General features: G+C 68.0%; 26 protein-coding genes and 2 pseudogenes. 14 read left to right on the top strand and 14 right to left on the bottom strand.

The genetic code is table 11. The annotated features are described in order from the left end of the window. From WD271_08780 to WD271_08750, 7 genes are all read left to right on the top strand, one after another. Nucleotides 1-1104 (top strand): ferritin-like domain-containing protein, encoded by a 1104-nt coding sequence (locus WD271_08780; protein ID MEX1007921.1) that lies wholly within the window; start codon nucleotides 1-3, stop codon nucleotides 1102-1104. Between the two features lie 2 nt (nucleotides 1105-1106). Continuing rightward, complete coding sequence (locus WD271_08775) at nucleotides 1107-2258, top strand: acetyl-CoA acetyltransferase (protein MEX1007920.1); 1152 nt, start codon at nucleotides 1107-1109, stop codon at nucleotides 2256-2258. A gap of 35 nt (nucleotides 2259-2293) precedes the next feature. Further along, nucleotides 2294-2671 carry an OB-fold domain-containing protein gene (locus tag WD271_08770; GenBank protein MEX1007919.1) on the top strand — a complete coding sequence of 126 codons (378 nt, stop codon included), beginning with the start codon at nucleotides 2294-2296 and terminating at the stop codon, nucleotides 2669-2671. Nucleotides 2672-2687: 16 nt separating this feature from the next. Next, nucleotides 2688-3908 carry a serine hydrolase domain-containing protein gene (locus tag WD271_08765; protein ID MEX1007918.1) on the top strand — a complete coding sequence of 407 codons (1221 nt, stop codon included), beginning with the start codon at nucleotides 2688-2690 and terminating at the stop codon, nucleotides 3906-3908. A gap of 63 nt (nucleotides 3909-3971) precedes the next feature. Beyond that, on the top strand, nucleotides 3972-4862 hold the full coding sequence (locus WD271_08760) for an ABC transporter ATP-binding protein (GenBank protein ID MEX1007917.1): 891 nt from the start codon (nucleotides 3972-3974) through the stop codon (nucleotides 4860-4862). Nucleotides 4863-4865: 3 nt separating this feature from the next. Beyond that, entirely contained in the window at nucleotides 4866-6476 is a 1611-nt protein-coding gene (locus WD271_08755) for an ABC transporter permease subunit (GenBank protein MEX1007916.1), read from the top strand. A gap of 5 nt (nucleotides 6477-6481) precedes the next feature. Beyond that, a complete protein-coding gene (locus WD271_08750; GenBank protein ID MEX1007915.1) occupies nucleotides 6482-7066 on the top strand; it encodes a TetR family transcriptional regulator in 585 nt (194 codons plus the stop codon). Here WD271_08750 and WD271_08745 read toward each other — a convergent pair. After that, nucleotides 7053-8084 (bottom strand): hypothetical protein, encoded by a 1032-nt coding sequence (locus WD271_08745; GenBank protein MEX1007914.1) that lies wholly within the window; start codon nucleotides 8082-8084, stop codon nucleotides 7053-7055. The genes WD271_08750 and WD271_08745 overlap by 14 nt on opposite strands. 7 nt (nucleotides 8085-8091) lie before the next feature. Then, nucleotides 8092-9030, bottom strand: coding sequence for a cyclase family protein (locus tag WD271_08740; protein ID MEX1007913.1), 939 nt, complete (start codon nucleotides 9028-9030; stop codon nucleotides 8092-8094). A gap of 59 nt (nucleotides 9031-9089) precedes the next feature. On the opposite strand from WD271_08740, the gene WD271_08735 reads away from it, so the two are divergent. After that, nucleotides 9090-10316 carry a cytochrome P450 gene (locus WD271_08735; protein MEX1007912.1) on the top strand — a complete coding sequence of 409 codons (1227 nt, stop codon included), beginning with the start codon at nucleotides 9090-9092 and terminating at the stop codon, nucleotides 10314-10316. A 14-nt stretch (nucleotides 10317-10330) separates the two neighbouring features. On the opposite strand, the gene WD271_08730 is transcribed toward WD271_08735, so the two are convergent. Next, complete coding sequence (locus tag WD271_08730) at nucleotides 10331-11542, bottom strand: PQQ-dependent sugar dehydrogenase (protein MEX1007911.1); 1212 nt, start codon at nucleotides 11540-11542, stop codon at nucleotides 10331-10333. Between the two features lie 58 nt (nucleotides 11543-11600). On the opposite strand from WD271_08730, the gene WD271_08725 reads away from it, so the two are divergent. Both WD271_08725 and WD271_08720 read left to right on the top strand, forming a co-directional pair. Further along, the gene (locus tag WD271_08725; protein ID MEX1007910.1) at nucleotides 11601-12446 is read left to right on the top strand and encodes an SMP-30/gluconolactonase/LRE family protein; all 846 of its coding nucleotides are present in this window, start codon (nucleotides 11601-11603) and stop codon (nucleotides 12444-12446) included. A gap of 25 nt (nucleotides 12447-12471) precedes the next feature. Then, nucleotides 12472-13512: pseudogene (locus tag WD271_08720) on the top strand (Ldh family oxidoreductase). Here the strand turns inward: WD271_08720 and WD271_08715 are convergent. Then, entirely contained in the window at nucleotides 13509-14411 is a 903-nt protein-coding gene (locus WD271_08715; GenBank protein MEX1007909.1) for an alpha/beta hydrolase, read from the bottom strand. The pseudogene WD271_08720 and the gene WD271_08715 sit on opposite strands and share 4 nt — an antisense overlap. Before the next feature lie 6 nt (nucleotides 14412-14417). Further along, complete coding sequence (locus tag WD271_08710) at nucleotides 14418-15194, bottom strand: ZIP family metal transporter (GenBank protein ID MEX1007908.1); 777 nt, start codon at nucleotides 15192-15194, stop codon at nucleotides 14418-14420. Nucleotides 15195-15350: 156 nt separating this feature from the next. On the opposite strand from WD271_08710, the gene WD271_08705 reads away from it, so the two are divergent. Next, nucleotides 15351-15788 carry a VOC family protein gene (locus WD271_08705; GenBank protein MEX1007907.1) on the top strand — a complete coding sequence of 146 codons (438 nt, stop codon included), beginning with the start codon at nucleotides 15351-15353 and terminating at the stop codon, nucleotides 15786-15788. A 33-nt stretch (nucleotides 15789-15821) separates the two neighbouring features. On the opposite strand, the gene WD271_08700 is transcribed toward WD271_08705, so the two are convergent. The 3 genes from WD271_08700 to WD271_08690 all read right to left on the bottom strand — a co-directional run bounded on the left by WD271_08700 (nucleotide 15822) and on the right by WD271_08690 (nucleotide 18674). Continuing rightward, a complete protein-coding gene (locus WD271_08700; GenBank protein MEX1007906.1) occupies nucleotides 15822-16364 on the bottom strand; it encodes a GNAT family N-acetyltransferase in 543 nt (180 codons plus the stop codon). A 64-nt stretch (nucleotides 16365-16428) separates the two neighbouring features. After that, nucleotides 16429-16956 (bottom strand): hypothetical protein, encoded by a 528-nt coding sequence (locus WD271_08695; protein ID MEX1007905.1) that lies wholly within the window; start codon nucleotides 16954-16956, stop codon nucleotides 16429-16431. Between the two features lie 59 nt (nucleotides 16957-17015). Continuing rightward, complete coding sequence (locus tag WD271_08690) at nucleotides 17016-18674, bottom strand: gamma-glutamyltransferase (GenBank protein MEX1007904.1); 1659 nt, start codon at nucleotides 18672-18674, stop codon at nucleotides 17016-17018. 191 nt (nucleotides 18675-18865) lie between these two features. Between WD271_08690 and WD271_08685 the strand changes: the two genes are divergently transcribed. Next, complete coding sequence (locus tag WD271_08685; protein MEX1007903.1) at nucleotides 18866-19468, top strand: class I SAM-dependent methyltransferase; 603 nt, start codon at nucleotides 18866-18868, stop codon at nucleotides 19466-19468. On the opposite strand, the gene WD271_08680 is transcribed toward WD271_08685, so the two are convergent. Further along, entirely contained in the window at nucleotides 19437-20177 is a 741-nt protein-coding gene (locus tag WD271_08680; protein MEX1007902.1) for an HAD family hydrolase, read from the bottom strand. The two genes, WD271_08685 and WD271_08680, sit on opposite strands and share 32 nt — an antisense overlap. Nucleotides 20178-20294: 117 nt before the next feature. Here WD271_08680 and WD271_08675 point away from each other — a divergent pair, with 117 nt between their 5' ends. Both WD271_08675 and WD271_08670 read left to right on the top strand, forming a co-directional pair. Continuing rightward, complete coding sequence (locus WD271_08675; protein MEX1007901.1) at nucleotides 20295-21344, top strand: class I fructose-bisphosphate aldolase; 1050 nt, start codon at nucleotides 20295-20297, stop codon at nucleotides 21342-21344. Between the two features lie 18 nt (nucleotides 21345-21362). After that, nucleotides 21363-22034, top strand: coding sequence for a maleylpyruvate isomerase N-terminal domain-containing protein (locus tag WD271_08670; protein MEX1007900.1), 672 nt, complete (start codon nucleotides 21363-21365; stop codon nucleotides 22032-22034). A gap of 13 nt (nucleotides 22035-22047) precedes the next feature. Here WD271_08670 and WD271_08665 read toward each other — a convergent pair whose 3' ends face one another. The 5 genes and pseudogenes from WD271_08665 to WD271_08645 form a co-directional block, all read right to left on the bottom strand. Beyond that, nucleotides 22048-22884 carry an aminoglycoside phosphotransferase family protein gene (locus WD271_08665; protein MEX1007899.1) on the bottom strand — a complete coding sequence of 279 codons (837 nt, stop codon included), beginning with the start codon at nucleotides 22882-22884 and terminating at the stop codon, nucleotides 22048-22050. A 267-nt stretch (nucleotides 22885-23151) separates the two neighbouring features. Continuing rightward, the gene (locus WD271_08660; GenBank protein MEX1007898.1) at nucleotides 23152-23904 is read right to left on the bottom strand and encodes a GNAT family N-acetyltransferase; all 753 of its coding nucleotides are present in this window, start codon (nucleotides 23902-23904) and stop codon (nucleotides 23152-23154) included. Between the two features lie 126 nt (nucleotides 23905-24030). Then, nucleotides 24031-24744, bottom strand: a complete 714-nt coding sequence (locus WD271_08655; protein ID MEX1007897.1) for an HAD family hydrolase — start codon at nucleotides 24742-24744, stop codon at nucleotides 24031-24033. A gap of 12 nt (nucleotides 24745-24756) precedes the next feature. Then, nucleotides 24757-24891, bottom strand: a pseudogene (locus WD271_08650) (chloramphenicol phosphotransferase). A gap of 85 nt (nucleotides 24892-24976) precedes the next feature. Further along, a complete protein-coding gene (locus WD271_08645; GenBank protein ID MEX1007896.1) occupies nucleotides 24977-26092 on the bottom strand; it encodes a bifunctional nuclease domain-containing protein in 1116 nt (371 codons plus the stop codon). Nucleotides 26093-26147 lie beyond the last annotated feature (55 nt).

The raw sequence follows: 26147 nt of genomic DNA, 5'->3' as shown, positions 1-26147 counted from the left end.
ATGACCACCGAGGCGAAGCCACAGCTACCCGACAGTGACGAGGTCGACGCGACCATCAAGCGTGTCGAGAACCATGCGGACACGATCTACGCCTGGAACTACGCGCGCGACCGCGAGCAACTCGTGACGCTCTACAACAAGGGTGTCTCGTCGCAGTGGAGCAGCATCACCGATCTCGACTGGGCCACCGACGTCGACCCCGAGGAACTGGTCCGTCAGCAGGAGTCGCCCACCGACAGCCTGGTGCGCACCGCGGCCGAGTTACCGGGCTCGCCGCTCGCGAAGTGGGGCGAGGCGGAGTTCACCGCGCTCGGCATCGAGATGTTCAAGGCGTCGCTGAGCCAGTTCATGCACGGCGAGCAAGGCGCGATGCTCACTGTGGCCAAGCTCGTGGAAGCGGTGCCGTGGATCGACGCGAAGTACTACGCGGCCACGCAGACGATGGACGAAGCGCGCCACACCGAGGTGTTCGCGAAGTACCTCGACACCAAGCTCGGTGAGGCCTACCCGATGAGTCCGTTCCTCGAGCAGCAGATCGACGCGTTGCTCCAAGACAGCCGGTGGGACATCGCGTACCTCGGAATGCAGATCGTCATCGAGAGCCTTGCACTCGCCGCGTTCGGCGACATGCTGCGCCGCATCCAGGAGCCGCTGCTCCGCAAGTTGCTGCGCTACGTGATGTCCGACGAAGCGCGTCACGTTGCGTTCGGCGTGCTCAGCCTCCAGGAGCTCTACCAGGGGCTCACCGAAGCCGAGCTCAAGGACCGCCAGGAGTTCCTCGTGGAGAACACGCTGCGGTCGCGTGCGCGGTCGACCACGCCCGAGGTGTGGGAGCGCATGGGTGTCGCCGTCGACGAGGTGCGGCCGTTCCTGCTCGAGGCGGCGGCGAAGATGAACCGTGGTGCCTACATGGGCTTCCAGAGCGCGTTCTTCGCGAAGCTGGTACCGAACGTGCGCAAGCTCGGTTTGCTCGACGCCAACGACGGCTACCTGCGCAAGGCCTGGGGCGAAGCCGGGTTGATGGAGTTCGAGTTCGCCGACGACACCGGCACCGACTACACGAAGTACGACGAGGTGGCCGCCGACCGCGCCGCGCGCGCGTGAGCATGCGGGGAGCCGCTGCGCTGGTCGGTGTCGCCGACATCGCCTCGCCCACCGGAGAGCTCGACACTCACGGGCGCGCGCTCGAGGTCGCGATGGTTGGAGCCGCACTTGCCGACGCCGGGCTCACGCTCGCCGACGTCGACGGCGTGTGCCACCCGATGTCGTCGATGCTGTTCGCCGAGTACCTCGGCGTGCATCCCTGCTTCACCGACAGCACGATGACCGGTGGCTCCAGCTTCGAGGTCCATCTCGAACACGCGGCGGCTGCGATCGCTGCCGGGCTGTGCGACGTCGTGATCGACGTGTACGCCAGCACACCGCGCAGCGATCGCGGTCGCCAGGTGAACCGACCTCGGCCGCAGATGATGGGCCCCAACCCGGCGATCGAATGGGAAGTTCCGTTCGCATTGCGCCAGCCCATGGGCCCGTACGCGCTCGCGGCGAGTCGGCACATGGCCGTCTACGGCACCACGAGCGAACAGCTCGCGCAGATCGCGGTGAGCACACGCCATTGGGCGGCGATGAACCCGCAGGCCCGCTTCCGTGACCCGATCACCGTCGACGACGTGCTCGCGTCGCGGATGGAGTGCTCGCCGTTGCACCTACTCGACTGCTGTCTGGTCACCGACGGCGCGGGCGCGTTTGTGATGACCAGCGCGGAGCGGGCGCGCGATCTGGCGAAGCCGCCGGTCTACGTGCTCGGCGCGGGCACCGCGCACGATCACAGCATGATCAGCCAGATGCCCGATCTCACGACCACCGCTGGTGTGGTGTCCGGCGCCAACGCCTTTCGCATGGCCGGCATCAAGCCCGACGACGTCGACCTGTTGATGAGCTACGACAGCTTCACGATCACCGCGCTGCTGCACCTCGAGGACCTCGGGTTCTGTGCGAAGGGGGAGGGCGGCGCGTTCGTCGAGACGGGCGCGACCGCGCCGGGCGGCTCGCTGCCGATGAACACGAACGGCGGCGGGCTCTCGTACACGCACCCTGGGATGTACGGAATGTTCCTGATCACCGAGTCGGTGAAGCAACTGCGCGGCGAAGCCGGTGACCGACAGGTCGACGGCGCCGAGATCGCGATCGCGCACGGATCCGGCGGCTTGCTGTCGTGTATGTCCACGGCAGTGCTGGGAACGGAGGCAACGTTGTGACGAGCGAGCGGCCCACTCGCCCCCTCGAACCGCCAGTGAGCGAGACGTCGGCGCCGTTCTGGGACGCGACGCGCGACCGGCGACTCGTGATCCAGTGGTGCACCGCGTGCGACGCCCCGGTGTGGTTCCCCCGCGACGTGTGCCTCGGCTGTCTGGGCGACGCGCTCGAGTGGCGCGCCGCGTCGGGCCGCGGCGAGGTGTACGCGTTCACCGTGGAGAACAAGCCCGCGATGCCCACACCCTTCGGTGACGAGCCGTATGTGGTCGCGCTCGTCGAGCTCGCTGAGGGTCCGCGCCTCATGACCAACGTGGTGGGCTGTCCACCTCAGTCGGTCACCGTGGGCATGCCCGTGCAGGTCACGTGGGAGGAGCTGTCCGACGGACGCAACCTGCCCCTGTTCGAGCCGGCCTGACGAGAGAGGCAACACCATGAACGTCGATGACGATGTCACTGCTGCGGGGATGGACGAGGCTCGGCTCGAACGCATCACCGAACACTTCGAACGTTCCTACATGGAACCGGGCAAGCTCGCCGGCTGCCAGGTGCTCGTGTCGCGGCACGGGCACACCGCGTACGAGCGGAACTTCGGCACTCTGATGGTGGGCGACGACCGCCCCGTCACCGACGACTCGATCTGGCGGATCTACTCGATGACCAAGCCGATCACCTCCGTCGCGCTCATGAGCCTGTACGAGCGTGGCAAGTTCCGGCTCACGGATCCGGTGCACCGCTACCTGCCCGAGTGGCGCGACCAGCGCGTCGGCGTCGTCAGCGGCGACGGCAGCCTCGAGCTCGTCGAGCCCGACCGTCCGGTGCAGATGCGCGACGTGCTCACGCACACCGCTGGTCTGTCGTACGGCTGGGACCCGAACCATCCCGTCGACAAGCTGTACGGCGAGACCGGCATCCGCGGCGAGAACGTAGACCTGGAGGGTCTGGGCAAGCTGCTCGGCGACCTGCCGCTCAAGTTCCATCCCGGTACCGCGTGGCACTACTCGCTCGCGACCGACGTGTGCGGACGGCTCGTGGAGGTCATCGGCGACCGGCCCTTCGACGCATTCCTGCAGGAACACATCTTCGATCCGCTCGGCATGATCGACACCGGGTTCACCGTGCCCGACGACGCTGTCGATCGCTTCACGGCCAACCACGGCCGACGGCCCGACAAGTCGCTCACCGTCAGCGACCATCCCGACGACAGCATCTACCGCAAGCCGCGCGCGTTGCTCTCGGGCGGTGGCGGGCTCGTGTCCACCATGGGCGACTATGCGCGCTTCTGCGAGATGCTGCGCCGCGGTGGCGAGCTCGACGGCCATCGCGTGCTCGGCCCCGAAACGCTCCGCTTCATGACCCGCAACCATCTTCCGGGCGGCGTCGCCATGTCCGACATCGCGGTCGGCACCCTCGGCGACGTCGGCTTCGAGGGCATCGGCTTCGGTCTCGGCTTCGCCACCACGCTCGACCCGGTGGCCGCGGGCGTGATCGGCTCGGCGGGCGATTTCTGGTGGGGCGGCGCCGCGAGCACGATCTTCTGGGTCGATCCGTCCCAGGACCTGTTCGTGATCTTCATGGTCCAGCTCACGCCGTCGGGCACCTTCGACTTCCGCAGCCAGCTGAAGGCGCTCGTCTATCCCGCCATCGTTGCCTGACCTGCCTCCGTTCTGATAGCGTCTCTCATTAGAGAGTAACTCTCGTGAGAGGGACGATCGGGCATGGACGAGACGGCGATCCGAACGGTCGGGCTCACCAAGCGGTACGGGAACGTCGAGGCGCTCTCGTCGCTCGATCTCGAGGTCTGCCGTGGCGAGGTGCTCGGGTATCTCGGGCCGAACGGCGCGGGCAAGACCACGACGATCCGGCTCCTCCTCAACCTCGCGAAGCCGACGGCCGGGCGCGCCGAGATCTTCGGGCTCGATACCACTCACGACGCGGTCGCCGCGCATCGCCACATCGCGTACGTCCCGGGTGACGTCGCGCTCTGGCCGTCGCTCACCGGCGCGGAGACGCTCCACCTGCTCGGACGGCTCCACGGTCGCGTCGACGACGCGTACCGCGACGAACTCATCGAGGACTTCGCGCTCGATCCTTCGAAGAAAGTGCGCGCGTACTCGAAGGGCAACCGCCAGAAGGTCGCGCTGATCTCAGCGATGATGACGCGAGCCGACCTCCTGATGCTCGACGAACCCACGAGCGGTCTCGATCCGCTGATGGAACAGGTCTTCCGTCGCCACGTGATCGACGCGCGAGCCCGGGGGCAGACCGTGTTGTTGTCGTCACACATCCTCAGCGAAGCCGAAGCGGTATGCGATCGTGTCGCGATCCTGCGCGCGGGCCGCCTGATCGAGACGCGCACGCTCGCGGAGATGCGCAGCCTCGCCGCGGTGACGGTCGAGGCGATCTTGGCCGGCCCGCCGCCTGATCTCTCGAACGTCCCGCGAGTCGACGCGATCGAGATCGTCGGAAACCACGTTCGGTGCCGCGTGTACGGGGACATGGAGCCGTTGCTCGACGCGCTGCGCGCGGTTGGCGTGGTCAAGCTGCTGAGCCACGAGGCCTCGCTCGAGGAGTTGTTCCTCGCGCACTACGGCGCGCAGACGGCCTGACGCATGCGCACCCCGAGAACCGAGCGCGTGATCATGGGCTTCGCGGCGCGGCGGGCGACGCGCAGCGCGCTCCTGTGGGGCGCAGTGTTCGTCGCGATGGTTCTCTGGTCGGTGCTGGGCTTCACGTCGGCGTACCCGACGTTCGCCGACCGCGTTCGGCTGGCGAACACGCTCGGGCGGAACCGAGGGCTTGCGGTGCTCATCGGCCCGGCCCGCAATGTCGACACGGTCGCGGGATTTACATCCTGGAGGACGGTCGGCATCCTCACGCTGGCGGGTGCGGTCTGGGGCTTGCTGCTCGCAACCCGATTGCTGCGCGGCGAGGAAGACGCCGGGGTGTGGGACCTGACCGTCGCCGGTCCGACCACGAGACGTCGCGCGACGGTTGCGGCGCTCGGAGGCCTTGGCATCGGACTCGTCGTCCTGTGGATCGTCGTCGCGGTCGGAACCGTTGCCGTGGGGCGGCGCCACGACGCACGCTTCACGGTTGGCGCGTGTCTTTTCTTCGCTCTGGTGATGGTGCTCCCGGTCGCGTTGTTCGTCGCGGTGGGCGCGTTGATGAGCCAACTCGCGGGCACCCGCCGCCGCGCCGCCGCGCTCGGCGCCTCTATTTTCGGGGTTGCCTTCCTCTTGCGCGTTGTGGCGAACAGCACCGACTCGTTGCATTTCCTCGAGTGGATCACTCCGCTCGGGTGGATCCAGCAGCTGCGCCCGTTGACGGGGAGCCACCTGGTCGCTCTCGTGCCGGTCGTCGGTTTTCTCTCGGTCCTCTTGGTCGTGACGGTGCTGCTTGCCGGCACGCGCGACGTCGGCGCGGGTTTGCTGCCGGCGCGCGACTCGGCACGGAGCCGCACCCGTCTGCTCGGCGGCGTCTTCGGGCTCGCGGCGCGACTCGGCCTGGGGTTGATCGCCGGTTGGCTCGCCGCGGTGGTCGCCATGGGCTTCGTGTTCGGTGTCGTGAGCTCGGGGCTCGCCGAGTCGAACTCGACGCAGCTCGATCAAGCCGTCGCGCGCCGCGGCGTGCACGGCGGCGGCTCCGCCACGTACCTCGCAGTGCTGTTCTTGATGATCGGGTCGGTCATGACCTTCGCCGCCGCGGCACACGTGGCGGCGACGCGCGAGCAAGAGGCCGACGGCCACCTCGACCATGTGCTCACGCAACCCGTGTCGCGGACCACCTGGCTCGTGGGCCGGTGCGCGATCGCGGCCGGGGCGCTCCTGGCAACCGGGCTCGCCGCGGGCGTCGGGGGCTGGCTCGGCGTCACGGCGCAGGGCGGCGGGTCGACGTTCCCGCAGCTCCTCGCCGCGGGCCTCAACCTCGTTGCGCCCGCGCTCCTCGTGCTCGGTGTGGGGACCCTCGCGCACGGACTGATCCCGCGGTACGCGGCGGGTGTCGCCTACGGCCTCAGCGCGTGGTCGATCCTGGTCGTGCTCGCGGGCGCGCTCGGATCGACGAACGCGTCGCTGCTCGACCTGTCGGTGCTCCACCACCTCGCGCCGGTCCCGGCCACCGGCATCCGGTGGACCGCGGTCGCCGCCCTCGTCGGCCTCGGCCTCGTCGCGAGCACGGCGGGCGCGTTCGCGTTCTCGCGGCGCGATGTGGAGGGCAGGTGACCGAGATGCCCTTACCGGGGCTGCGCGAGCGCAAGAAGCAGCAGACGCGCGCGACGATCCAGGCGGAGGCGCTGCGGCTGTTCGCAGAGCAGGGGTACGACGCCACGACGTGTGAGCAGCTCGCCGCGGCTGCCGGCGTGTCGCCGGCGACGTTCTTCCGATATTTCCCCACGAAGGAAGACGTCGTGCTCCAAGACGACTACGACCCGCTCCTCACCGCGAGTCTGCACGAGCGTCCGTTGCACGAGGCGCCCGTCGTTGCGGTGCGGCGCGCACTCGCGTCGACGCTTGCCCCGCTGTACCTCACCGACGCCGTCGCGATTCGTGCGCGCACGCAGCTGATTCTCTCGGTGCCCGCGCTCCGGGCTCGCATGCACGAGCAAACGCGCAAAGCTGAGAAGCTGCTCGCCGTCGAGCTCGCAGCGCGGGCAGGACTTGATCCCGACAACCTGCGAGTGCGCGCGGTCGCCGCTGCGCTCGCCGCCGCGCTCACCACTGCCGTGGAATCATGGGCGAGCCAGGGCGGCGAGCTCCCCGCGCGCATCGACGAGGCACTCGACGCGCTCGAGCACCACCTCACGCACCCATAACCTCGAACGCGCGCATCGTGCCGTCGAGTCCGACGACGATCACCGACGTGTCGTGCACCACCGGCGGTGCCGCGACGGTGAGCCCGGTGTCGACGACCTCGACAAGCTCGCCATTCGCCGGATCCACGAGGCGCAGCAGGCCGTCGAGTCCTGCGAGCGCGAGCACGCCACCGATGAGCACCGGTTCACCCAGCAAGACGTGAGGCTTCTTTCCGTAGCACGCCATCGGGAACGGGCCGACTTCGTCGAACATGCGGCTCCAGAGGATGCCGCCGTCAGGTGGGTCGAGCATGCGGAGACCGTGCTCCGACAGCACCACCGCGACGCCGTGCTCGGTGACGAGCGGCCGCCGAGCGCTGGTGCACGCCGATGGCCGATCCGCTCCGCACGGGTGACGCGACTGGCGCTGACCACGCGAGTTCGCCGGTGCGCGCGTCGAGCGCCTCGACCACACCGATGCCGCGGTTGTCATCGAACCCGGTGACATACACCAGGCCGTCGGAGGCGAGTGGACGCGCGCGTTGCACGCGACCGGCGACGCGGTGCGACCACGACGCGCGGTGGTCCGTGGTGGGACGCGTGGCCGGTTCCTCCGGAACGCCGATCGTCTCGAGTGACAGCGCCTCGCCGTCCCACGTGGCCAACCGAGCGCTCGGTGGGCTGTAGTCGAGGCCCGCGAAAAACGTGTTGCCGCCGGCGTGAGGTTGACCATGCGTGCGCCGGGCGTGTCGTCGTCCACCTGGTGCGCGGTCACGTGGATGTCGGTGATGTGCGCGAAGCGAAACGGCGTGGGCTGCGACTCCGCTTCCAGCACGAACTCGACGGGTTCCTCGGTGACGGGTCGGTACCAGTGCGGCGTGGACCAACCGGTCGGACGGATGACGAAGACGAACGGCCCGTCGTCCGGCACCGCGAAGCGCCCCTCGGCGTCGGTTCTCACGACTCGGTGGCCGTCCGACACGCGCACACCTTCCGCGGCGGCGTCGCGTCCGAAGCGGACCCTTCCGGTGACCGTCATCGCTCGATCACAGGATCGCGAGCGGGTTCACCGGTGAGCCGGTCGCGCGTGGGATCACGAGCGGCGCGACGACGAACTGGAATTCCCACCGGCCAAGCTCGGCGCACGCGTCGGCGAGCGGCTCGAAGTCGGCGTTGTCGAGGATGGGCATCCCCATGTACGGGATCACCACGGCGTGCACGTGGAGCGGAACGCGGATGTCGCGCGGGTTGGGAATGCCCTGGTCCTCGATGGGCGCGTCCTGCATGTCCCACACGAGCATCGACGCGTCGTGCTCGTAGAGGTACTCGATGCACGACGCGTGGACCCCGGCCGGCGAGAGGAACGACGGTTGCCCGCCATGGGTCTCGAAGTAGCGCGCGTAGCCACTGCGGATGAGCACCGCGTCGCCCGCGCGCGGCTCCACGGCCTGCGCGGCGGCCGCGTCGGCGAGCTCCCATCCGTGCACCGGCGCGCCGGGCTCCACGCAGGCGGTGCCGCGCAGGCGGGGGATGTCGTACAGCACCCCGCGCGTGACAATGCCGTCGCGCCAGAAGTCGATCGTGCCGGTGTGCTCGGTGGGCATGTGGTACCCGTCGAGCGGCTTGCCGTTCCACGTGACGCCGCCGTCGAAGGTCGCGAGATGGCACAGCGCGTCGAGGTGGGTGTCGGCGAAGCCGTGCACGAACATCGAGAGGAAATCCGCCATCTCGCCCGAGTCGCGCACGGCCACGAGATGGCGTGCCGGGTAGGGGTTCGCAGGGCCGGAGTGCGTGTCGATCGGGCGGCTGCAGGAGATCACACGACCCTCGCGCACGAGCCGCGCGGCATCGCGCCGAACCTCGGGCGTTACGAAGTTGAGCGTGCCGAAGTCGTCGTCGTCGCCCCAGCGACCCCAGTTGCTGAACCGGGTTCGGTACTCGGCGTACTCCTCGGCGGTGGGTGGCGTGCGCTCGCGCAGTCCCATGTGCGGGGGAGGCTATCGGCCCGCTCGCCGTTCGGGCACGGAGCCGGTACCGTGCGCGAATGAACGCGGCGGTGGAGTACGACCCCTTCTCACCGGAGGTCATGGCCGACCCGTATCCGATCTACCGCGACCTTCGCGCCCGCCACCGCGCCTACCGGATGGACGAGTACGACGCGTGGGCGTTGCCGCGCTTCGACGACGTGTGGCAGGTGCTGTCGGATCGTGAGCGCTTCTCGATCGTCGAGGGCCCGGTGTTCCACCGTGATCGATTGTTGCGCCACAACGACGGCGCGCCCGATCACGCGTTGCACCGCCCCGTGCGGAGCTTCTCGATGCTCGACCCACCGCATCACACCCGCCTACGCCAGGCGATGATCGAGCCGTTCCGGCCCCGCGCCGTTACCGCGCTCGAAGCCGACGTGCGCGCGCTCGCGGTCGCCCGGCTCGACGAGCTTGCGGAGCGCGACGGCTTCGACGTCCGTCATGACTACGCGTCGCCGGTGTCGGCGGCGATCACGGCGCGTGTCATCGACCTCCCGGCGGCCGACGGCGTCTCCCTCGTCACGCTCGTGAACCGCTACGTGCAGCGCGAACCCGGCCAACCCGGGATCAGCGCTGAGGGCATGGCTGCACGAGCAGACATCGACAACTACCTGCTCGACTTCGTGGCTTCGCGCCGGCACTCCGCGCGCCGCGATCCGCCCAGCGTCGTCGATGGGCTGCTCGCGTTCGACTCCGGGCAAGGTCCCTTGGACGACGCGGAGATCGTCGATCAGCTCGTCACGCTCTTCATCGGCGGCACCGAGACGTTGCCGAAGGTCGTTGCCGGTGGCGCGTACCGGCTGTGGCGCAACCCGGAGCAGCGCGCGGGGATCGTCGCCGATCCGGCGCTCGCGACCGCGGCCTTCGAGGAGATGCTGCGCTACGAGCTCCCGCTCCAATTCGTCGGTCGCACGCTGCTCGACGACGCCGAGGTTGCCGGCGAGCACATGCGTGCCGGGCAGCGAGTCGTGCTCATGCTCATCTCCGCGAACCGCGACGAGCGCGAGTTCGCCGAACCGGATCGGTTCGACGTGACGCGCCGCATGGAGCGTCACCTCGGACTCGGTCACGGCGTGCACGTGTGCATCGGCGCGCATGTCGCGCGCCTCGAAGGCGTCGTGATGATCCAGGAGCTCCTGGCGCGGTTCCCGCGATACGAGGTGGACGACACCGAGCTCGTGCGCGAGGCGTCGGAGTTCCAAGTTGGTTGGGCGACGATGCCGATCGCCGGCATCACGGCCTGACGACCGGTGGGTGATCATGCCCCACCGAGGCGGTAGATCTTCGTCTCGTCCGAGAAGTAGAGCGCGTGGTCGGGCCCTTCCTTCACGTCGAGTTGGCACTCCTTCGGGCCGTCGCGCAGCGTCGCGTGCGGCGAGCCGGGAATGAACACGCGCATCCCGCTCGCGCTGCAGAACACGAAGTGACCCGCGTACGGGGCGGGGCCCTTGTGGTCCACCCATGTGGCGCCGGTCGGGACGATCGTCGATTCCTCACTGCTCCACTCCGGTTCGGGGCGGCCGAGGCATGACGACGCGCCCGGCAGCAGGTGCGAGTAGCCGTAGCACGCAGGCCACTGGTACCGGCCACCGGCTTCCACGCGGAACGCGAGGTCGTAACCGGTGCGCGGCGCGCCGACGTCGCCCGTCGGCCCGTTCGACGTGGCGAACGTGCCGCCGTCCGTGTCGAACGCGATGCCGAACGGGTTCCGGAAGCCCGTCGCCCACACCGGGCTGTCGGCGCCGAACGGATTGTCGCTCGGTATCGACCCGTCGGGCTCGTAGCGGAGGATCTTCCCGCGGACGTCGTTCGGATCCTGCGGGATCGACGACGTGCTGCCCACGGTGTTCTTGGCCACCGAGTGCTCGTCGCCGAGGGTCACGTAGAGCTTGCCGTCCTTCCCGAACGCGAGGCGCCCTCCCTTGTGGCAACAGTCGGCGCCCGACGGCAACGTCACGAGCGTCGTCTCGTCGCGAGCCTCACCCGCGCACTCGGTGAAGCGCGCAACCACTTGGGTCGAGTAGTCGTCGCGCGAGGAGAAGGCGTACACGAAATGGTCGTTCGAGAAGTCGGGGCTCAACGCGAGTCCGAGCAGCCCGCGTTCGCTGTAGGAGCCGCTCTTCTCGCCGGTGACCGTGCGGACGGTCGTGAACTCCTTGACCGTGCTTCCGCTCGCGATCTTGATCGTGCCGGCGCGCTCGGCGAAGAAGAGCCGCCCGTCGGGTGCCCACGCCAGCGCGGTCACGAACTTGGCGTCGGTCGCGAATGTGCTCTGGCCCGGCGACCCGCTCACCGTCACGTTCGGTGTGTCGCACGAACTACCAGCGGAAGACCCCGGTTGCGTGCCGGACTCAGGTGTTGTCGACGGCTTGCTGCTTGCCTCCGGTGAGCCGCCGCTGCTGCAAGCGGTGAGCACCACGAGCATGACCGTGAGGAACGAGATGACGCAGCGCCATGGGACCGGGCTCACCGCGGGTCACCCTAGATGCGGGATGATGGTGGGCCCGTTCGGGGAGAGGAGTGTCGGAATGGCCGAACTGCAGACGCTGATCACTGGTCTCGACTTCGGTGAAGGACCACGGTGGCACGACGGCCGGCTGTGGTACTCCGACTTCTACCAGCACCGCGTCTCCGCGGTCACCGTCGACGGCGAGCGCGACACAGTGCTCGAGCTCGACGACCACCCGAGCGGCCTCGGCTGGCTGCCCGACGGCCGGCTCCTCGTGGTGTCGATGCGCGCGAAGTTGGTGATGCGCGTCGAGCACGACGGCTCGATCGTCGAGCACGCCGACCTCTCCGGCATCGCGACCGGCCGCTGCAACGACATGGTCGTCGCGGCCGACGGCAACGCGTACGTCGGGAACTTCGGCTTCGAGATCTGGGCGAGGGGGACGCCACAGAATGCCGCGCTCGCGCTCGTACGGCCCGACGGCACCGTCGAGGTGGCTGCCGAAAACATGGCATTCCCGAACGGGAGTGTGATCACGCCCGACGGCCGCACCCTCATCGTCGGGGAGTCGTTCGGTCGTTGCTACACCGCGTTCGACATTTGCTCCGACGGCACGCTCGAGAATCGCCGCACCTGGGCGCAGGTCGAGGGCACCGCACCCGACGGCTGCACGCTCGACGCCGAAGGTGCGATCTGGTTCGCGAACGCAACCGGAACCGACGTGCTGCGCGTCCGGGAAGGCGGCGAGATCACGGACCGTGTGGATGTCGGCCAGGGCACCTACGCGTGCGCGCTCGGTGGTGACGACGGCTGCACGCTGTTCATCGTCTCGGCGGATAGTGCGAACGAGAACGAGATCGCGGGCAAGGCGACGGGCGTGATCCGCATGATGCGGGTCGACGTCCCGCACGCCGGCCTGCCGTGACGGGTCAACGGTAGCGGCGGAGTCGCTCCGCGCCTTCGCCGCCGCTGCATTCGAATCGTTCGCGGTTCCCACCGGCGACGCGCGGCCGGCGGCGGCGGTGCTCGTCGAGGCGGACCTCCTCGGATTCGACACGCACGGCATCGCCCATCTCGTGGGCCATCCCGGTTACGTGCCCGGACTCCGCGCCGGTCACGTCAGGGCGAGCGCGCCCTTCGAAGTGATCCGCGAATCGGTCGCCACCGCGCTCGTCGACGGGCACGGCGCTCTCGGCCCGGTCACCTCGACGCGCGCGACCGATCTCGCGATCGCGAAGGCACGCGACGCCGGCATCGGCGCGATCGCGGTACGGGAGGGCCGGCACTTCGGCGCGGCGTCGCTGTACGCGTTGCGCATCGCGAACGCAGGGATGATCGGCATCGTCACGACCAACGCGTCACCGTGGGTCGTGCCCACGTTCGGCCGGGAACGGATGCTCGGCACCAACCCCATCGCCGTCGCCGCGCCAACCGGCGACGACCGTCCGTTCGTCTGTGATGTCAGCACCAGCACGGTTGCGTTCGGTCGGATCGAACACGCGCTCCGAACGCAGGGATCGCTGCAACCGGGTTGGGCGGTCGACGGCGCGGGCGCGCCGACCCTCGATCCCGCTGTCGTCATCGAGGAAGGCGGGCTCACCCCGCTCGGCGGCACACCGGCCGGCTCGTCGCACAAGGGTTACGCGCTCTCCACCGCCGTCGACGTGCTCACCGGCATCCTCACCGGCACCGGCTGGAGCAAGCTGCTGCCGGTGCATACGACGCAGGCCGCGCACACCTTTGTGGCGCTGCGCATCGACGCCTTCGCCGAACCGGCTACGTTCCGGCGCGACCTCAACGCGATGCTCGACGCGCTGCGCAGCTCTGAGCCGATGGAAGGTGCGGAGCGCGTGCTCGTGCCGGGCGACCGCGAGGCGGAGTGCCGCCGCGACCGCGAAGCCAACGGCGTGCCCGTCCCCGACGTCGTGCTCGCGGAGCTCGACGAGCTTGCCGCCGAGCTCGGCATCGCTCGCCTGGCGCGTTCGTCCTAGTCCTGGCCCAGGGTGAGATCCACTGCGGTCACGAAGCGCGCGGGTGACTCGATCATCGGGTAGTGGCCCACACCGTCGAGCATCGACACGCTGGCGTCGGCACGCGCGGTGTGGAGACGGTCGACCATCGAGGCGACCGCGATGGGATCGTCGCGTCCCCACACGATGCCCAGCGCGGAAGGGTGTGCCTCGATCGCTCCCGTGAAGCGCGCTTCGTGTCGCCTGCGTTCTTCGATGTAGCGGATCAGTCGGGGCAGCATCAGGTGCCCGTCGTCGTGAGCGACCAGCTCTCCGAGCGCCGTGAGCTCCTCGTCGGCGACGTTCGACCTCGGGCTGAACGTCGCGGCGACTCCCGCCTTGACTGCGCTGCCGTCGATCAGCCCGTCGGCGGTCAGCCGCTCGTCGGGCAGGCTGAGCAGCAACTGCTGCCCCGCGCTCAGGTGCGCCATCTCGATGTAGATGCTGCCGTTCGTGAGGACGCGCCGGGTCACTTCTGCGGGCCACGAGCCGTCCATCTGACGCGCCAGGAGTTCGCCGCCGACGGTGTCTCCCATGTCGTGCGTCAGGAGCGCGAGCGTGGTGAGGTCGAGCTCGGACGTGAACGCACCGACGATGTCGGCCTGCAAGGAGATGGTGTACGCGATGTCCGGCTTGTCGGACAATCCGTATCCCAGCATGTCGAGCAGGACGACGCGGCGGTTGCGACGGAGGGCGTCGAGCACTGCGCGGAAGTCGAACGACGACGTAGGGAACCCGTGCAGCACCAACAGCGGCTCGAGTGTTTCTGCACCGAGCGGTGGTGCCGCCACCGTGAAGATCCGATGGCCGGCCAACACTCGGTATTCACCGAGCCGTTCCCACGCTGCGACTGCATCCGGTGATGTCACCTTGTTCCCCATGATCAGCTACGCGTTCAATGTCGCGAGGAACGCGGCGACCGCGAAGCCGGCGGCCGCTGCGAGCCCCGCGCGCCGTTGCGCGCCGCGCACCGCGATCGGAACCATCTCGTTGACGACGACCACGATCATCGCGCCAGCCGCGATCGACTGGATGATCGCGATCGCGTCGGCGTCCGTCTCGTTGAGCACCCCGTAACCGACCGCGCCGGCGATCATGCCGACAGCGACGATCGCCGCGAACCTCAGGAGCACACGCGAGAGCGGGATGCGACCGGCGAGCAGTGCCGCGGCAACGCCGATCGCCTCGGGGAGGTTGGACAGGAACACCGCTCCGACCAGCGCGACCGAAACGTTGCCGCCTCCGAGCAAGGTGAGCCCGATCGCCACCGACTCGGGGATACCGTCGAGCACCATCCCGACCGTGAGGTTGCGAGCGGCGCGCGCGTCCGCGGCAGCCGGAAGCTGCTCGAGCCCCGTTGCGGCGGCCTCCTCGACCGGTTGCTCGGGGTCCTCCCGCTCGGCGCGCCGGTTCAGCCACTCCGTGAGTGCGTAGTAGCCCACCGCACCGATGAGGAGGCCGACCCCCGTAGCGGCGCGGCCGGCTTCGTGGTACGCCTCGACGACCAGGTCGGTGGTGACCGCGCTGATGAGGGCACCGGCGCCGAACGCCATCACGAGCCCGAGCCAGCGCGGCTCGGTGAGCTTCCGGAAGCGCGCGACCAGCAGCGCGCCGACGATCAGCGCCGACTGGCCCAGCCCCGCCCACAGTCCCGCTTCGAGCACTCCACCTCCGTTCGTCAGCGGCGGTGAGTCTCGCACTCGTCACGGTCGTGTGTGTGATGACTCAGGCGGTTGTTTCGTGGATTGCAGGTTGCTCCGCTGCGCGGGTCAGCTACCGTCGCGTCTCGTTGTTTGCCGCCATGGAAGGACGTGGGCCGTATGGACACTCGTCCGATTGCTCCGAGCGTCGCTCCGAACTTGGGCCATCGCGACGCCCATGCCGCAATCCGCCGGCTGACCGATGTGCTCGGGTTCGAGGTCGCCGCACTCTTCGAAGAGCCGGATGGCGCTGTCGCACACGCGCAACTCGTCTGGGGGACCGGTGCCATCAACATCGCGAGCAGAGAAGAGGCGCCGCCCAGGCTTCCAGAAACCGGTCCAATCGCAGTCGCCCTCACAGCCGACGATGCCGACGCAGTCGACCGGTACTACGACCGAGCGCTCGCTGCCGGCGCTGAAGTTCTCCTTCCGGTCGAAGACACATTTACGAGCAACCACAGGTTCACCGTGCAGAACTCCGAGGGCAATCGCTGGAATGTCGGCATTCCCTGGATCGACTCCGAAGCCGCTCGACGCTTGCCGCGGCGAGTGAAGTAGCGCCGGGCCGTAACGCGCAGCACCGCGCTGGTGTCAGTGCCTCGACCCGCGCGTGTCGCGGGAGAATGACGGGTCGGTCCTGAGCTCCCACTCTGGCCTCACCAGCTCGTACTCGACTTCGCCGAGTTCGCTGCCCTCGATCGGGTCCTCCCACTCGAGATGGAACGTGCGGACGTACCGCAAGCCGCATCGTTCCATGACGCGGCGAGACCGACTGTTCACCGCCATGGTCTCTGCCCAGACCCGGCGAGCGCCGAGTTCGGAGAAGGCCATCTCGATGAGGGCACGGGTGCCCTCGGTGGCAAGGCCCTTGCCCCACGCTTCAACTCGTAGGCGGTAGCCGACCGCGTATTCGGCGGTGGCGGTAGGGACGAGCCCGAACCAGCCGACGAACTCGCCGACCGATCGATCGAAGGCCATCCAGCGACCATCGATGCTCTGACGAATGATTTCAACCACCTGGTCGCGCGGCGTTGGCTTCCCGCCGCTGAGGTAGCGCATTACCTCAGGATCGCTGTCGAGCGCGACCAACTCGTCGACGTCGGCGTCGTCCAATGTGATGGGCCGCAGCGTCATGCGCTCGGTCTGGACGCGTTCGATCACCCTCAGAGTTCTAATCCTCGCAGCCCGGTGTCGCGCTTCAATTGTCGGGTCGGGAGAACTCGTGAGGTGGAAGTGAAGGTTGGGGCCTGTCCGTGGGGGTGGGAAACTCGAGCGTCAGCGCCGCGCCGATGGGTAAGGCGTTCCAGGAGTTGATGAGTTCATGCACGCGACCGCGCAGTGCGTCCCGGCGCTCGGTGGTGAGGAACTTGGCCGCCTCCGGGCAGGCGAGCGCGATCGCGTCGTCGAAATCATCGGGGCGGAGGGTTCCGGCGCGTTCCTGGCTCAGCAGGTTGACAACGTGTTCGACGGGGACTCGTTCTTCACCAGGCTTGGCGTAGCGATCGCCCGTCTGTGAATCGCGTCCGAACTCGTTGAAGTTCCGGCCGTTCGCGATAACGCCGAAGAAGCCGAACTGCTCGTTGAGTGTTGTCTCGACTGCGTAGTGCATGAGGTCGTGCGCGACGAACCCCGGACGTTCGCGTGTCCAAGTGACGGTGCCGTCGTCGCGTGTGCAAGCCAGGATGTCTGGCTTGTCGGCGTGGCCCTTGGTGAAGCGAACGATCACAACGGAAGTATGTCGGGACCATGGCTCGGCCCGCAGGGCGTTTCTCCCCTTGCGACACGTCAGTCGACAAATGCGGTTCCGAGGAGCCTGTGGTCGCACATTCCTTGCAACGCGTCTTCGGTGGTTCGTCGCGCGACGGTCCAGAAGCCTTGTCCTGCTCGCGGGACCTCGTGCAGTGGATAGCCGATTGCCGCCGCGATGATGTCGAGACGTTCGGCCGGGAAGCCCGGTTCGACCTGGCGAGTCGTGGTTGTGTCTCCGGTTGCGGGGTCGAGTTCACGGGCTCCGAAGCGTGGTTGGCGATCGGCGTCGGCGAGGTCGAGGCCCCGGCCGATGACGTCGACGAGGGTTTGCAGGTGACATTCGACGATGCCCGTGCCGAGCGCGTCGGTGGCGAGCACGATCTTGTCGTCGTGCCGCACGAGACACATCGTTCCGCCGCCCGGAAGCCGCGCGCGGGGCCGCGCTGGATGGTCGAGGAGCTGTGCTGCGGCTCCGTTCGCGACGATGCCGTCGACGAAGATGGCGGGGCCCCAACTGTCGGAGCCGATTGAATGCATGGCGACAACCGCGTTTCCTTCGGCGTCGATCGCGCAGAAGTCGTGCGATCCGAGGTGGGGCCGTTGGGTGCTGTGAAGACCGAACGCGTGCGCGAGCTCACCGCTTCGAGCCGCGGTGAGGACACGCTGGTACTCGTCGAGCTGCTCTGGAGTGGCGTTCGACGGGTCGAACACTGGAACGACGGCTTCGGCCGCGTCGACGGCGCGGATCTCGAGCAGGAGTGCGTCGGCGCTGTCGGTGGGAAGGTCGCTGATGTTGGCGGCTTCGCAGAGACCGAGCGCGACGAGGAGTTGTGACCCGTAGAACGACGGCAGCGGGCTGACGATGATCTCGTGATCGAGGAACGTTCCGGAAATCGGGTCGCCCCAGCGTGTTGTGTAGTGGTGGAGGTCCTCGACGCTGAGTGTTCCTCCCGCGGCGGCGACCGCGGTGGCGAATCGCCGTGCCCATCCGCTGGTGCCGGTGAGCGCGCGGGATCGTTCGGCGATGATGGCGTCGATGGTCTCGGCGAGCGCGGGCTGTCGGAACGTCGCTCCTTGTTCCACGAGCTCACCGCCGGGCGCGAAGATTGCTCGTCCCTCGGGGCGGGCGAGGATTGTGTCGCCGCGGCGCGCCAGATTGAACGAGTACGTGAAATACATCGGGAACCCGTCAGCGGCGAGTCGCCGCGCCGGCTCCCACAGGACGTCCCACGGCAGCGTCCCGAACCGCAGCCACGCGTCTTCGAGACCCGGCAGGACGCCGGGGACCAGGACCGCCGCGCCGGTCTCCGACAACGCCCGCCACGCGTCACCGCCGGGAAGCTCGAACGCCGATGGCACATCGAGACCGGCGTCGAGCACGTGCGTTTGCCCGGAGGCGGCGTCGAAGAACAGCATCCCCAGGCCGCCCGCGAGTGTGCTCGCGCCCGGCGAAACGACGCAATCGATGGCTACCGACGCAACCATGGCGTCGATGAGGTTGCCGCCAAGGCGCAACACCTCTCGCGCTGCGTACGCGCCGAGCGGGAAGTGGCTGGCAACCACGCGTTCTTCACCGACGGCGACGACCTGCTCGGCATCGGCGACGGAGAGCGCCGCGGCGTGGGTGAAGAAACGAGTCCGCGCCCACAGTGCGGTCACCAACTCGTCGTCGTCCAGGAATCCGGCGCAGTTCACCGTCCGATGATCCGCGCGATAAATCGTTCGCCGCAAGACCACCCGCGCCTGGGACAATTGAAGCAGTCACCAACAGGCGGCGATCGACGGCTCGAAAGGATGAGCGGGGTGCGGTCTTCGGAGGACGCCTGGTTCATTCGTGGGGATGCGAAGTTCGCGTTGTCGGACACTCGTGAGGGCGAACGGCCGCGGTGAGCCAGTTCCATTTCTCGCCGGACTCGTATCTCGAGATGATCCGCGGCGAGGTCCCCGGCTACGACGAGTTGCAGCGCGTCGTGGCGGGAGCCACGGCCGGCCCGGTCGCGAGGCGGATCCTCGACCTTGGTTCGGGCACCGGAGAGACCGCGTGCGCGGTGGCGGCGTATCACGCGGATGCGTCATTGGTGCTCCTCGACGAGAGCGCCGGCATGCTCGCTCACGCGGTCGCGCGGATCCCGGCGGCGTGTGTCGAACGTGCGATCGTCGGTGACCTCCTCGAGCAGCTACCTGCGGGCCCGTTCGATGTCGTGGTCTCGGCGCTTGCGATCCATCACTTGGACGGCTCGCGCAAACAGGAGCTGTTTCGCCGGGTCGCGGGCCTGCTTGCTCCGAACGGCGTGTTCGTCATGGGTGATGTCGTCGTTCCCGAGGATCCGGCTGACGCGGTGACTCCGCTGTCGGTGGACTACGACCTGCCGGACCGCCTGGTGGATCTGACCCACTGGTTGGACGCTGCGTCGTTGGTGCACGAGGTCGTCTGGACTGCTCGTGACCTCGTCGTGATCAGGAGCTCGCTGGCGGTCCTGGACGATTGAGGAGTCGGGGGAGCTGGTCGAGCGAGTGGATCGTGTGCGGTGGCGCATCGAGCGTGGCCGGCCAGGTGACGTGGCCGCGTTCGATCCATACCGCGCGCAGTCCGGAGCGGCGCGCGCCTTCGACGTCGGTTTCGGGTCCGTCGCCCACGTAGACGCTCTCGGCCGGCTGGAGCGAGAGCGCGTCACAGATTGCGTCGAACATCGAGCGATGCGGCTTGTAACACCCGATGTCGTCGCTGGCGACCACGGCGTCGAACTCGAGCGCGTGGCGTGCCTGGTTGGCGTCGAGGAAGTCGCGGTCGGCGTCGGAGGCCACGCCGAGACGCAATCCTCGGCTGCGGAGCTCGGCGAGCACCGCATGGGTGCCGGGGTAGAGGGGCGCGGTTGCGTGTGCGGCCGCGCGCGCGTCTGCCCAGTGGGTGCCGGCATCGTTGACACCGAGCGAAGCGAAGAGCGCGTCGCCATATTCGGTCCACCGGTCCCGGAAGCTGCGGAACGCGGGTGCCGGCCCGTCGTAGATCGGTGAGGGCACATCGGATGGGTGGCGAGCGTTGTACTCGGCGCGGCGCTGGTCGAACTCGACGCGCGTCATGCTCGGAAAGAGTCGACCGAGCATCGCATCGATGGTGCGGTCACGGGGCGGCACGGGATCCGCGAGCGTGAAGTAGTAGTCGAACACGACCGCGCGTACCGCGGCGAACGAGCTCACCGTCTGATCGTAGGAACCAATGTCAAGTGCGGATCATCGAGGCCCTCCTACGGGGGTACCGTGAGCCTCTCGGGACCTGCTTGGTTCCGTGTTCGCCGGCCGGGAGGAGTTCGAGCGATGGATGTGCAGAGCCTCCTTGGCGACGAGACCGAGTCCTTGCTTGCCCATGAGTCCAAGGGCATCCCCAAAGAGGATCTGACCCTTCCCGGTCCCGACTATGTCGAACGAGTGTGGGCAGAATCCGACCGGCCGGCCCAGGTCTTGCGCAACTTGCAAGCCGTGTTCGATCACGGACGACTGGGAAGCACCGGGTACGTCTCGATCCTGCCGGTGGATCAAGGCATCGAGCATTCCGCCGCAGCGTCGTTCGCGCCGAACCCCCGCTATCTCGATCCGCGCAACATCGTGGAGCTTGCCGTCGAGGGCGGCTGTAACGCGGTCGCCACCACCTTTGGTGTGCTCGGTTCGGTGTCGCGGCGGTACGCGCACCGGATTCCCTTCATCGTGAAGCTCAATCACAACGAGCTCTTGACCTATCCGAACCGGTTCGACCAGGTGATGTTCGGATCACCGGAGCAGGCTCTCGATCTCGGTGCGGCCGGGGTTGGCGCCACGATCTATTTCGGATCCGAGGAATCGACACGCCAGCTGCAAGAGGTCACCGAGGCATTCGCCCGGGCCCATGAGCTCGGCATGTTCACGGTCTTGTGGTGTTACCTCCGCAACCCGGCATTCAAGACGGAGGGGGTCGACTACCACGCGGCCGCGGACCTCACCGGCCAGGCGAACCACATCGGCGTGACCATCGAGGCCGACATCATCAAGCAGAAGCAACCCGAGAACAACGGTGGCTACACCGCGCTCGGTTTCGGCAAGACGTCCCCACTGGTCTACGACGAGCTCACCACCGACCATCCGATCGACCTCACCAGGTGGCAGGTCGCGAACTGCTACATGGGACGCGTCAGCCTCATCAACTCGGGCGGCGAATCCAAGGGGAGCAGCGACCTCGCCGACGCGGTCCGCACTGCGGTTATCAACAAACGAGCCGGCGGAACCGGGCTGATCAGTGGGCGCAAGGCGTTCCAACGGCCGATGAACGAGGGCATCGAACTCCTCAACGCGATCCAAGCCGTCTACCTCGACCAAGCGATCACCGTCGCCTGACGGCACGCGGGACGCATCGTGGAGACCGATGTCGTCGTCGCGCTCGATGCGGAGCTCTCGGCGTTCGTGGCTGCACTCGCCAGAGTGCTCGACCGCGATTTTGCGCGCGTCACGAACTGTCCACCGTGGACACTCAAGGAGCTCGTGGTGCACGTCGACATCACGACCCGGCTTCCCGTGAGGTGGCCCCGCGGATCCGGCATCCCAAAGGCGGCGTCCGAGTACTACCGGCGCGTCGAGCGCGCGTCCTCCGCTTACGGCCAACAGAACGTCGAACGCGCTCAGCTGGCGGCGGCCGAGTGCGCCTCAGGCGTGGAAGCAGTGGAGCGCCTCGCGCGCACACAGTTCGATGTGATCGACCGCCTTCGCGGCGAAGACCTCGACCGAGTCATCGACGTACCCGCAGTCGGACCGATGCTCTTGCGCGACTACATCGCGACACGGGTCGTCGGCGTCGCCGCGCACGGCCTCGACGTCAGTATCACGCTGACCTCGCCGCCATCGACGACACAGTCAGCAGCAGCGGTGTGTCGACCGATCCTTCTCGACCTGCTCGACGCCGACCTGCCGTCCTCGCTTCGGTGGACCGACGACGACCTCCTTGCCTGCGGTACGGGACGACGGCCGCTCAGGGATCCTGAACGCGCTGCGCTCGGAGCGTTGCATTCCCGCTTCCCGCTCATCTCGTAGCACTGCTGTGATCTCACCTCGGCGTTCCGGTGAGCTCGGCGAGTGCCCGGGCGAGCATGCCTTCGAGGGTCTCCTGGTCGCGAGGTGGCGTGTCGTGACCGCTGTCGAGCACGTCGACGAGGAGCACGACCTCGGCCCACGGGTGATAGCGGGTATGAGTGAGGTCTTCGCACAGGTCGGTGAAGCGTGCCGCGACTTGGAAGTCGAAGCGCCGGAGAAGATTCAACCGGCAGAAGCCGACGTCGATCGACGCGGGACCGATGCTCGCGGCTTGCCAGTCGACGACACCGGCGACCCGGCCCCGGCGCCACAAGACGTTGCCGGGGTGATAGTCGCGGTGGATGAAGACATTGGGGGCGTCGAGGACGGGCCCGTGGAAGATATCGACGGCTCGACTCCAGAGTGACGGGCGGCGCAGCCATGGTGGAGGGTCCCATCGCTCCGGTTCGTACGGCGCGAAGGGCCGGATCCCGTGTTGGGCTGGCAGCGGCGTCGCGTGGATGGGCGCGAGCACCGCGGCGAGCCGGCGCAGCCAAACTTCCATGTGCGTCGGTGACCACACGAGACGTCCGGGGAGCCGCGACATCAGCAGCGACGGCACGCCCGCATCGGTCCCGGTCGGATCGCAGCCCAACAAGCGAGGCGTCGGTATGTCCGTCGCTTCGGTGAGCTGGAGCGCGTGTTGCTCGCGTTCCGCAATGTCGGGCTCTTCGAGGTTGACTTCGGGCCGGACGTAGCGACGCAGAACGACTTGCGTGACCGCACCGCCCGTCAGCTGCACGGCGATCTCGTGGACTGCCGACGACATCCCTCCGCGCAGCGCGCGTGTTCTGATGACTGCTCCGCCCATGACTGCTTCGACCCACGAGCGCGCTTCGGCAGGGGGGCGCGAGCGCAAAAGTCGACGAGTCTCGGCGGTTTCGTCGAAGCCGTGAGGTGGGCTCGCTGACCAGTTGTGCTGACCGGACACGACCAACTCCTTGTCGTCTCGAACGCGTCCAGGACACGTCGAGACGACAGGCGGCGATCGGGCGCGCCCGCGTCAGAAGGTGGTTCGCATCACGTCAACCCTACCGTTTGACTCGCGGCACGAGTCAGACGTCAGACGCGTCAGTCCTCAGTCCCGGGCCAGGGTCCAGGACCATCCGATGACACGGAGTCCGAGCCGTGCCGCGACGCGCTGCGAGGAACGGTTGTCGGCCTCGGTGCTGTAGAAGAGATGGCGGCCCGTCGGCGCGAGCACCGATGCCCATGCTGCCGTGACTGCAGGAGCGTGACGCCGGCCCCGGAAGTCGGGATGTGTCCACACGCCGCACTCGGCGCCGCGTTCCGTGAGGTGCCTCGGTGTGTGGCAGATCGACACCACCCGGCCGTCGACCATGGCCATCGCCCATGGTCCGAGGGTGCCGTCGAGCAGATCGTCCCACTCGGTGGCCGTCCACCCGCCGGGCTGCGGGTTCGCGCCACGGAGGCTGCGCACCAGTTCATCGGCGTTGCCATCGTCGGACCGGATGATCTCGGCGCCGGACGAGAACCTCGTGTCGGGCGGTATCAGGTAGCTCGGGTTCGGTCCCGACTGCTGAACCGGACCGCCGGACTGTTCGAGGAGTCGTCGGCAGCCGTCGAGCACGCGGGGCGCGGTGGTGGGATCGAACGCAGGCGGTGTGTCGGCGACCGCCGCCTCGAGTTCGGTGGCAAGAGCATCCGGAACATCGCTTCCGAGGACGACGAGGTAGCCGTCGCGAGCGACGGCGATGCCCAAGCCGTAGTTGCCGACTCTCCGACCGCGCTCGTCGAAGGGGCACACGACGTCGTTCTCGATCGCGAGGAGATCGACGTCACGGAGAGCAGGGGCACTTGGTTCTGACACGGGCACTCCCAGGTTCGTGGGGTGCCCCGTGGTCGCTCCCGAAGGACGGTCAGGCAGCGACGAAGGAGGGCACCCGGATGGTGAACACGAGTGGACCTCCCTTCGACTCGAATCGAGAAGGCGACGCTATCGCGGTCTCCGCGGCTCGCGTGCCAATAGCGATCCCACGGCCTCGGTGAGGTCGGCCCACTCGCCGCGCGGTCCGACGACACATGCCGCCGCGCCGGATTGACGAGCCCACCCGGCCTTCTCCGGGTCGTCGTCGATGACGAGGGCGACTGCGGGGTCGACGCCCGCGGCGTCGAGAAGGGCGCGGTAGTACTCGGGTCCGGACCACTTCAGGTGTCCGACGAGGTCGGGGCCGAAGAGCAACTCGAAGTGCTCGCGGATCCCCATCGCGGTGAGGTACCCCTCCAGCTCCCAGGAAGCCTCACCCGACGCGGTGTGCAGCGCCAAGCCCGTGTCCGCAAGGGCGCGCACTGCATCGGCCGATCCGGGGATCGCGCTGCGAACCGATGTCGTGACGAACAACGTTGCCTCCCAGGCCAGCTCGATCGCGTTGTGCGGTGGCGCGAGTCCAACCTCTTCGCACATCACCTCGAGCCATCGCCCGAGATACGCGTCGTACCGGGACCGGTAGTCCTCGCCATCGAGTGGCGGGAGGAAGTACTCGTCCCACAGGGGCGGTACGCGCTCGAGGTTCGCCGCGGCCCACCCGGCGGGTGTGCCGCCCAACCGCGGTACGAAGAATTCTCCGATCAGGCGCTGCCACTCTGCGGCGCGACGCCGGTTGTCGTTCAGGACGCCCCCATCATCGAGGAACACGACCTCGAAATCCATGAAGCGATGAACCTACCGCGCTCGCAAACTCGCGAGTTGCCGGAATGCGGTTGGGGGCGGTCCGTCCTGGAGTCGACGGCGGATCAATTCGGCACACTCTGCGGGAGTCAGCACCGACGTGTCGACCTCGAGGTCGCAGATCCCGGGGTTACCTCCCAGCTCGGTCCTGTCGTCCGCGGTGAGTGGGTCAAACGCGCTGCGCGCAACCTCGGCGCGATCGGGTAACCGCCGTTTAGTCGGCGTCGGGGTCGTCGGCGTCTTGACTGAGCGACTGGAGCCACTGAGCGACAGCTTGGTTGGTCTGGCGGACTTCTTCAGCGAGCTGAGCCGCGTTCGAGGGGTAGCTGCGCCACTCCGTGTAGCGGGTTGCCGCGGGATTGTCGAAGAGCGTGGTGTCGACTCGGATCGGTACGTCGGCCAACACGGCGAGGTTGAGCGCGTCGCTCGGCCGTGCGTCGATCATGAGTGTCTCTCCGGAGCGCTCGAGGACGACCTGGGAGTAGAAGGTACCGACGGCGAGGTCGGTGACCCGGACCTCCTGCGTGCGCCAGCCCGTCGCGCTCAGGAGGTTGGCCGCGAATTGATAGGTCTGGGGTCGAGGCATCTCGACGCTGTCGAGGGTCGTGGCGAGGGCGGTTGCTTCGAACCCGCCGATCCAGATCGGCAGGTGCCGATCGCTCGCGGTGTCCGTCAAGACCACCACGTGAGGCTTGCCCACGGGCGCACGCTGCTGGTCGTCCTCGCCTCGCCGGACGTCGCTGATCTGCACGTCGATCCATTCGGGTCCAGTGGTCATGATCGCTTCCTTCCGTCCGTGGAACGGCGCCAACGCCGGCCCGAGTGATTCCCGCGCCTGGTGCAGTCGCGCCTTGACCGCGTTGATGGAGATGTCGAGCTCGTCGGCGACCTCGCGATGGGTCAAGCCTTGCAAGTAGAAGAGCAACACCGCGTCGCGTTGCCCGTTCGGCAGGTGCGCGATCGCATCTCGCACCTGACGCCCGAGGTAAGCCGACTCGGCGTGTTCGGCAGGTCCCGGGCCGCCGTCGATGATTTCGTCCGACAACACCGACACGGGGTGCTCGCGGCGCGCGTCGCGCATCCGGCGCCGCGCGACGTTGAGCGCGATTCCGCACAGCCACGCGCCGAACCGGTCGGGCTCCCGCAGCCGGTCGAGGCTCACCAGCGCGACAACGGCAGTCTCTTGGAGTACGTCCTCCATCGCGTCGTGATTGCCTGCGAGGAGCCGAAGGCACACTCCCGATGCCGCGTCCCAATGCCGGGTCAGCAACCGGCCGAACGCAGCGCGGTCCCCTTGGCGCGCGCAGGCGACGAGTTGCTCATCACCCACGCCGTCATCGACACCCGGAGCCACGCTTCATAGTGCCTCTCGACGGTCCCAGGGT

It is taken from the genome of Acidimicrobiia bacterium (genome assembly GCA_040880805.1).
Taxonomy (GTDB): domain Bacteria; phylum Actinomycetota; class Acidimicrobiia; order IMCC26256; family DASPTH01; genus DASPTH01.
The sequence above is the reverse complement of the archived record's forward strand: the minus strand, read 5'-3'. Positions and strand labels throughout refer to the sequence as shown.

Excerpts from the sequence above, each read along its gene's own strand:
- WD271_08760 (MEX1007917.1), top strand. The coding sequence starts at position 3,972 with ATGGACGAGACGGCGATCCGAACGGTCGGGCTCACCAAGCGGTACGGG.
- WD271_08715 (MEX1007909.1), bottom strand. The coding sequence starts at position 14,411 with ATGGGGAACAAGGTGACATCACCGGATGCAGTCGCAGCGTGGGAACGG.
- WD271_08675 (MEX1007901.1), top strand. The coding sequence starts at position 20,295 with ATGGATGTGCAGAGCCTCCTTGGCGACGAGACCGAGTCCTTGCTTGCC.
- WD271_08755 (MEX1007916.1), top strand. The coding sequence starts at position 4,866 with ATGCGCACCCCGAGAACCGAGCGCGTGATCATGGGCTTCGCGGCGCGG.
- WD271_08740 (MEX1007913.1), bottom strand. The coding sequence starts at position 9,030 with ATGGGACTGCGCGAGCGCACGCCACCCACCGCCGAGGAGTACGCCGAG.
- WD271_08705 (MEX1007907.1), top strand. The coding sequence starts at position 15,351 with ATGGACACTCGTCCGATTGCTCCGAGCGTCGCTCCGAACTTGGGCCAT.
- WD271_08655 (MEX1007897.1), bottom strand. The coding sequence starts at position 24,744 with ATGGATTTCGAGGTCGTGTTCCTCGATGATGGGGGCGTCCTGAACGAC.
- WD271_08745 (MEX1007914.1), bottom strand. The coding sequence starts at position 8,084 with ATGACGGTCACCGGAAGGGTCCGCTTCGGACGCGACGCCGCCGCGGAA.
- WD271_08750 (MEX1007915.1), top strand. The coding sequence starts at position 6,482 with ATGCCCTTACCGGGGCTGCGCGAGCGCAAGAAGCAGCAGACGCGCGCG.
- WD271_08735 (MEX1007912.1), top strand. The coding sequence starts at position 9,090 with ATGAACGCGGCGGTGGAGTACGACCCCTTCTCACCGGAGGTCATGGCC.
- WD271_08700 (MEX1007906.1), bottom strand. The coding sequence starts at position 16,364 with ATGACGCTGCGGCCCATCACATTGGACGACGCCGACGTCGACGAGTTG.
- WD271_08775 (MEX1007920.1), top strand. The coding sequence starts at position 1,107 with ATGCGGGGAGCCGCTGCGCTGGTCGGTGTCGCCGACATCGCCTCGCCC.
- WD271_08665 (MEX1007899.1), bottom strand. The coding sequence starts at position 22,884 with ATGGGCGGAGCAGTCATCAGAACACGCGCGCTGCGCGGAGGGATGTCG.
- WD271_08780 (MEX1007921.1), top strand. The coding sequence starts at position 1 with ATGACCACCGAGGCGAAGCCACAGCTACCCGACAGTGACGAGGTCGAC.
- WD271_08725 (MEX1007910.1), top strand. The coding sequence starts at position 11,601 with ATGGCCGAACTGCAGACGCTGATCACTGGTCTCGACTTCGGTGAAGGA.
- WD271_08765 (MEX1007918.1), top strand. The coding sequence starts at position 2,688 with ATGAACGTCGATGACGATGTCACTGCTGCGGGGATGGACGAGGCTCGG.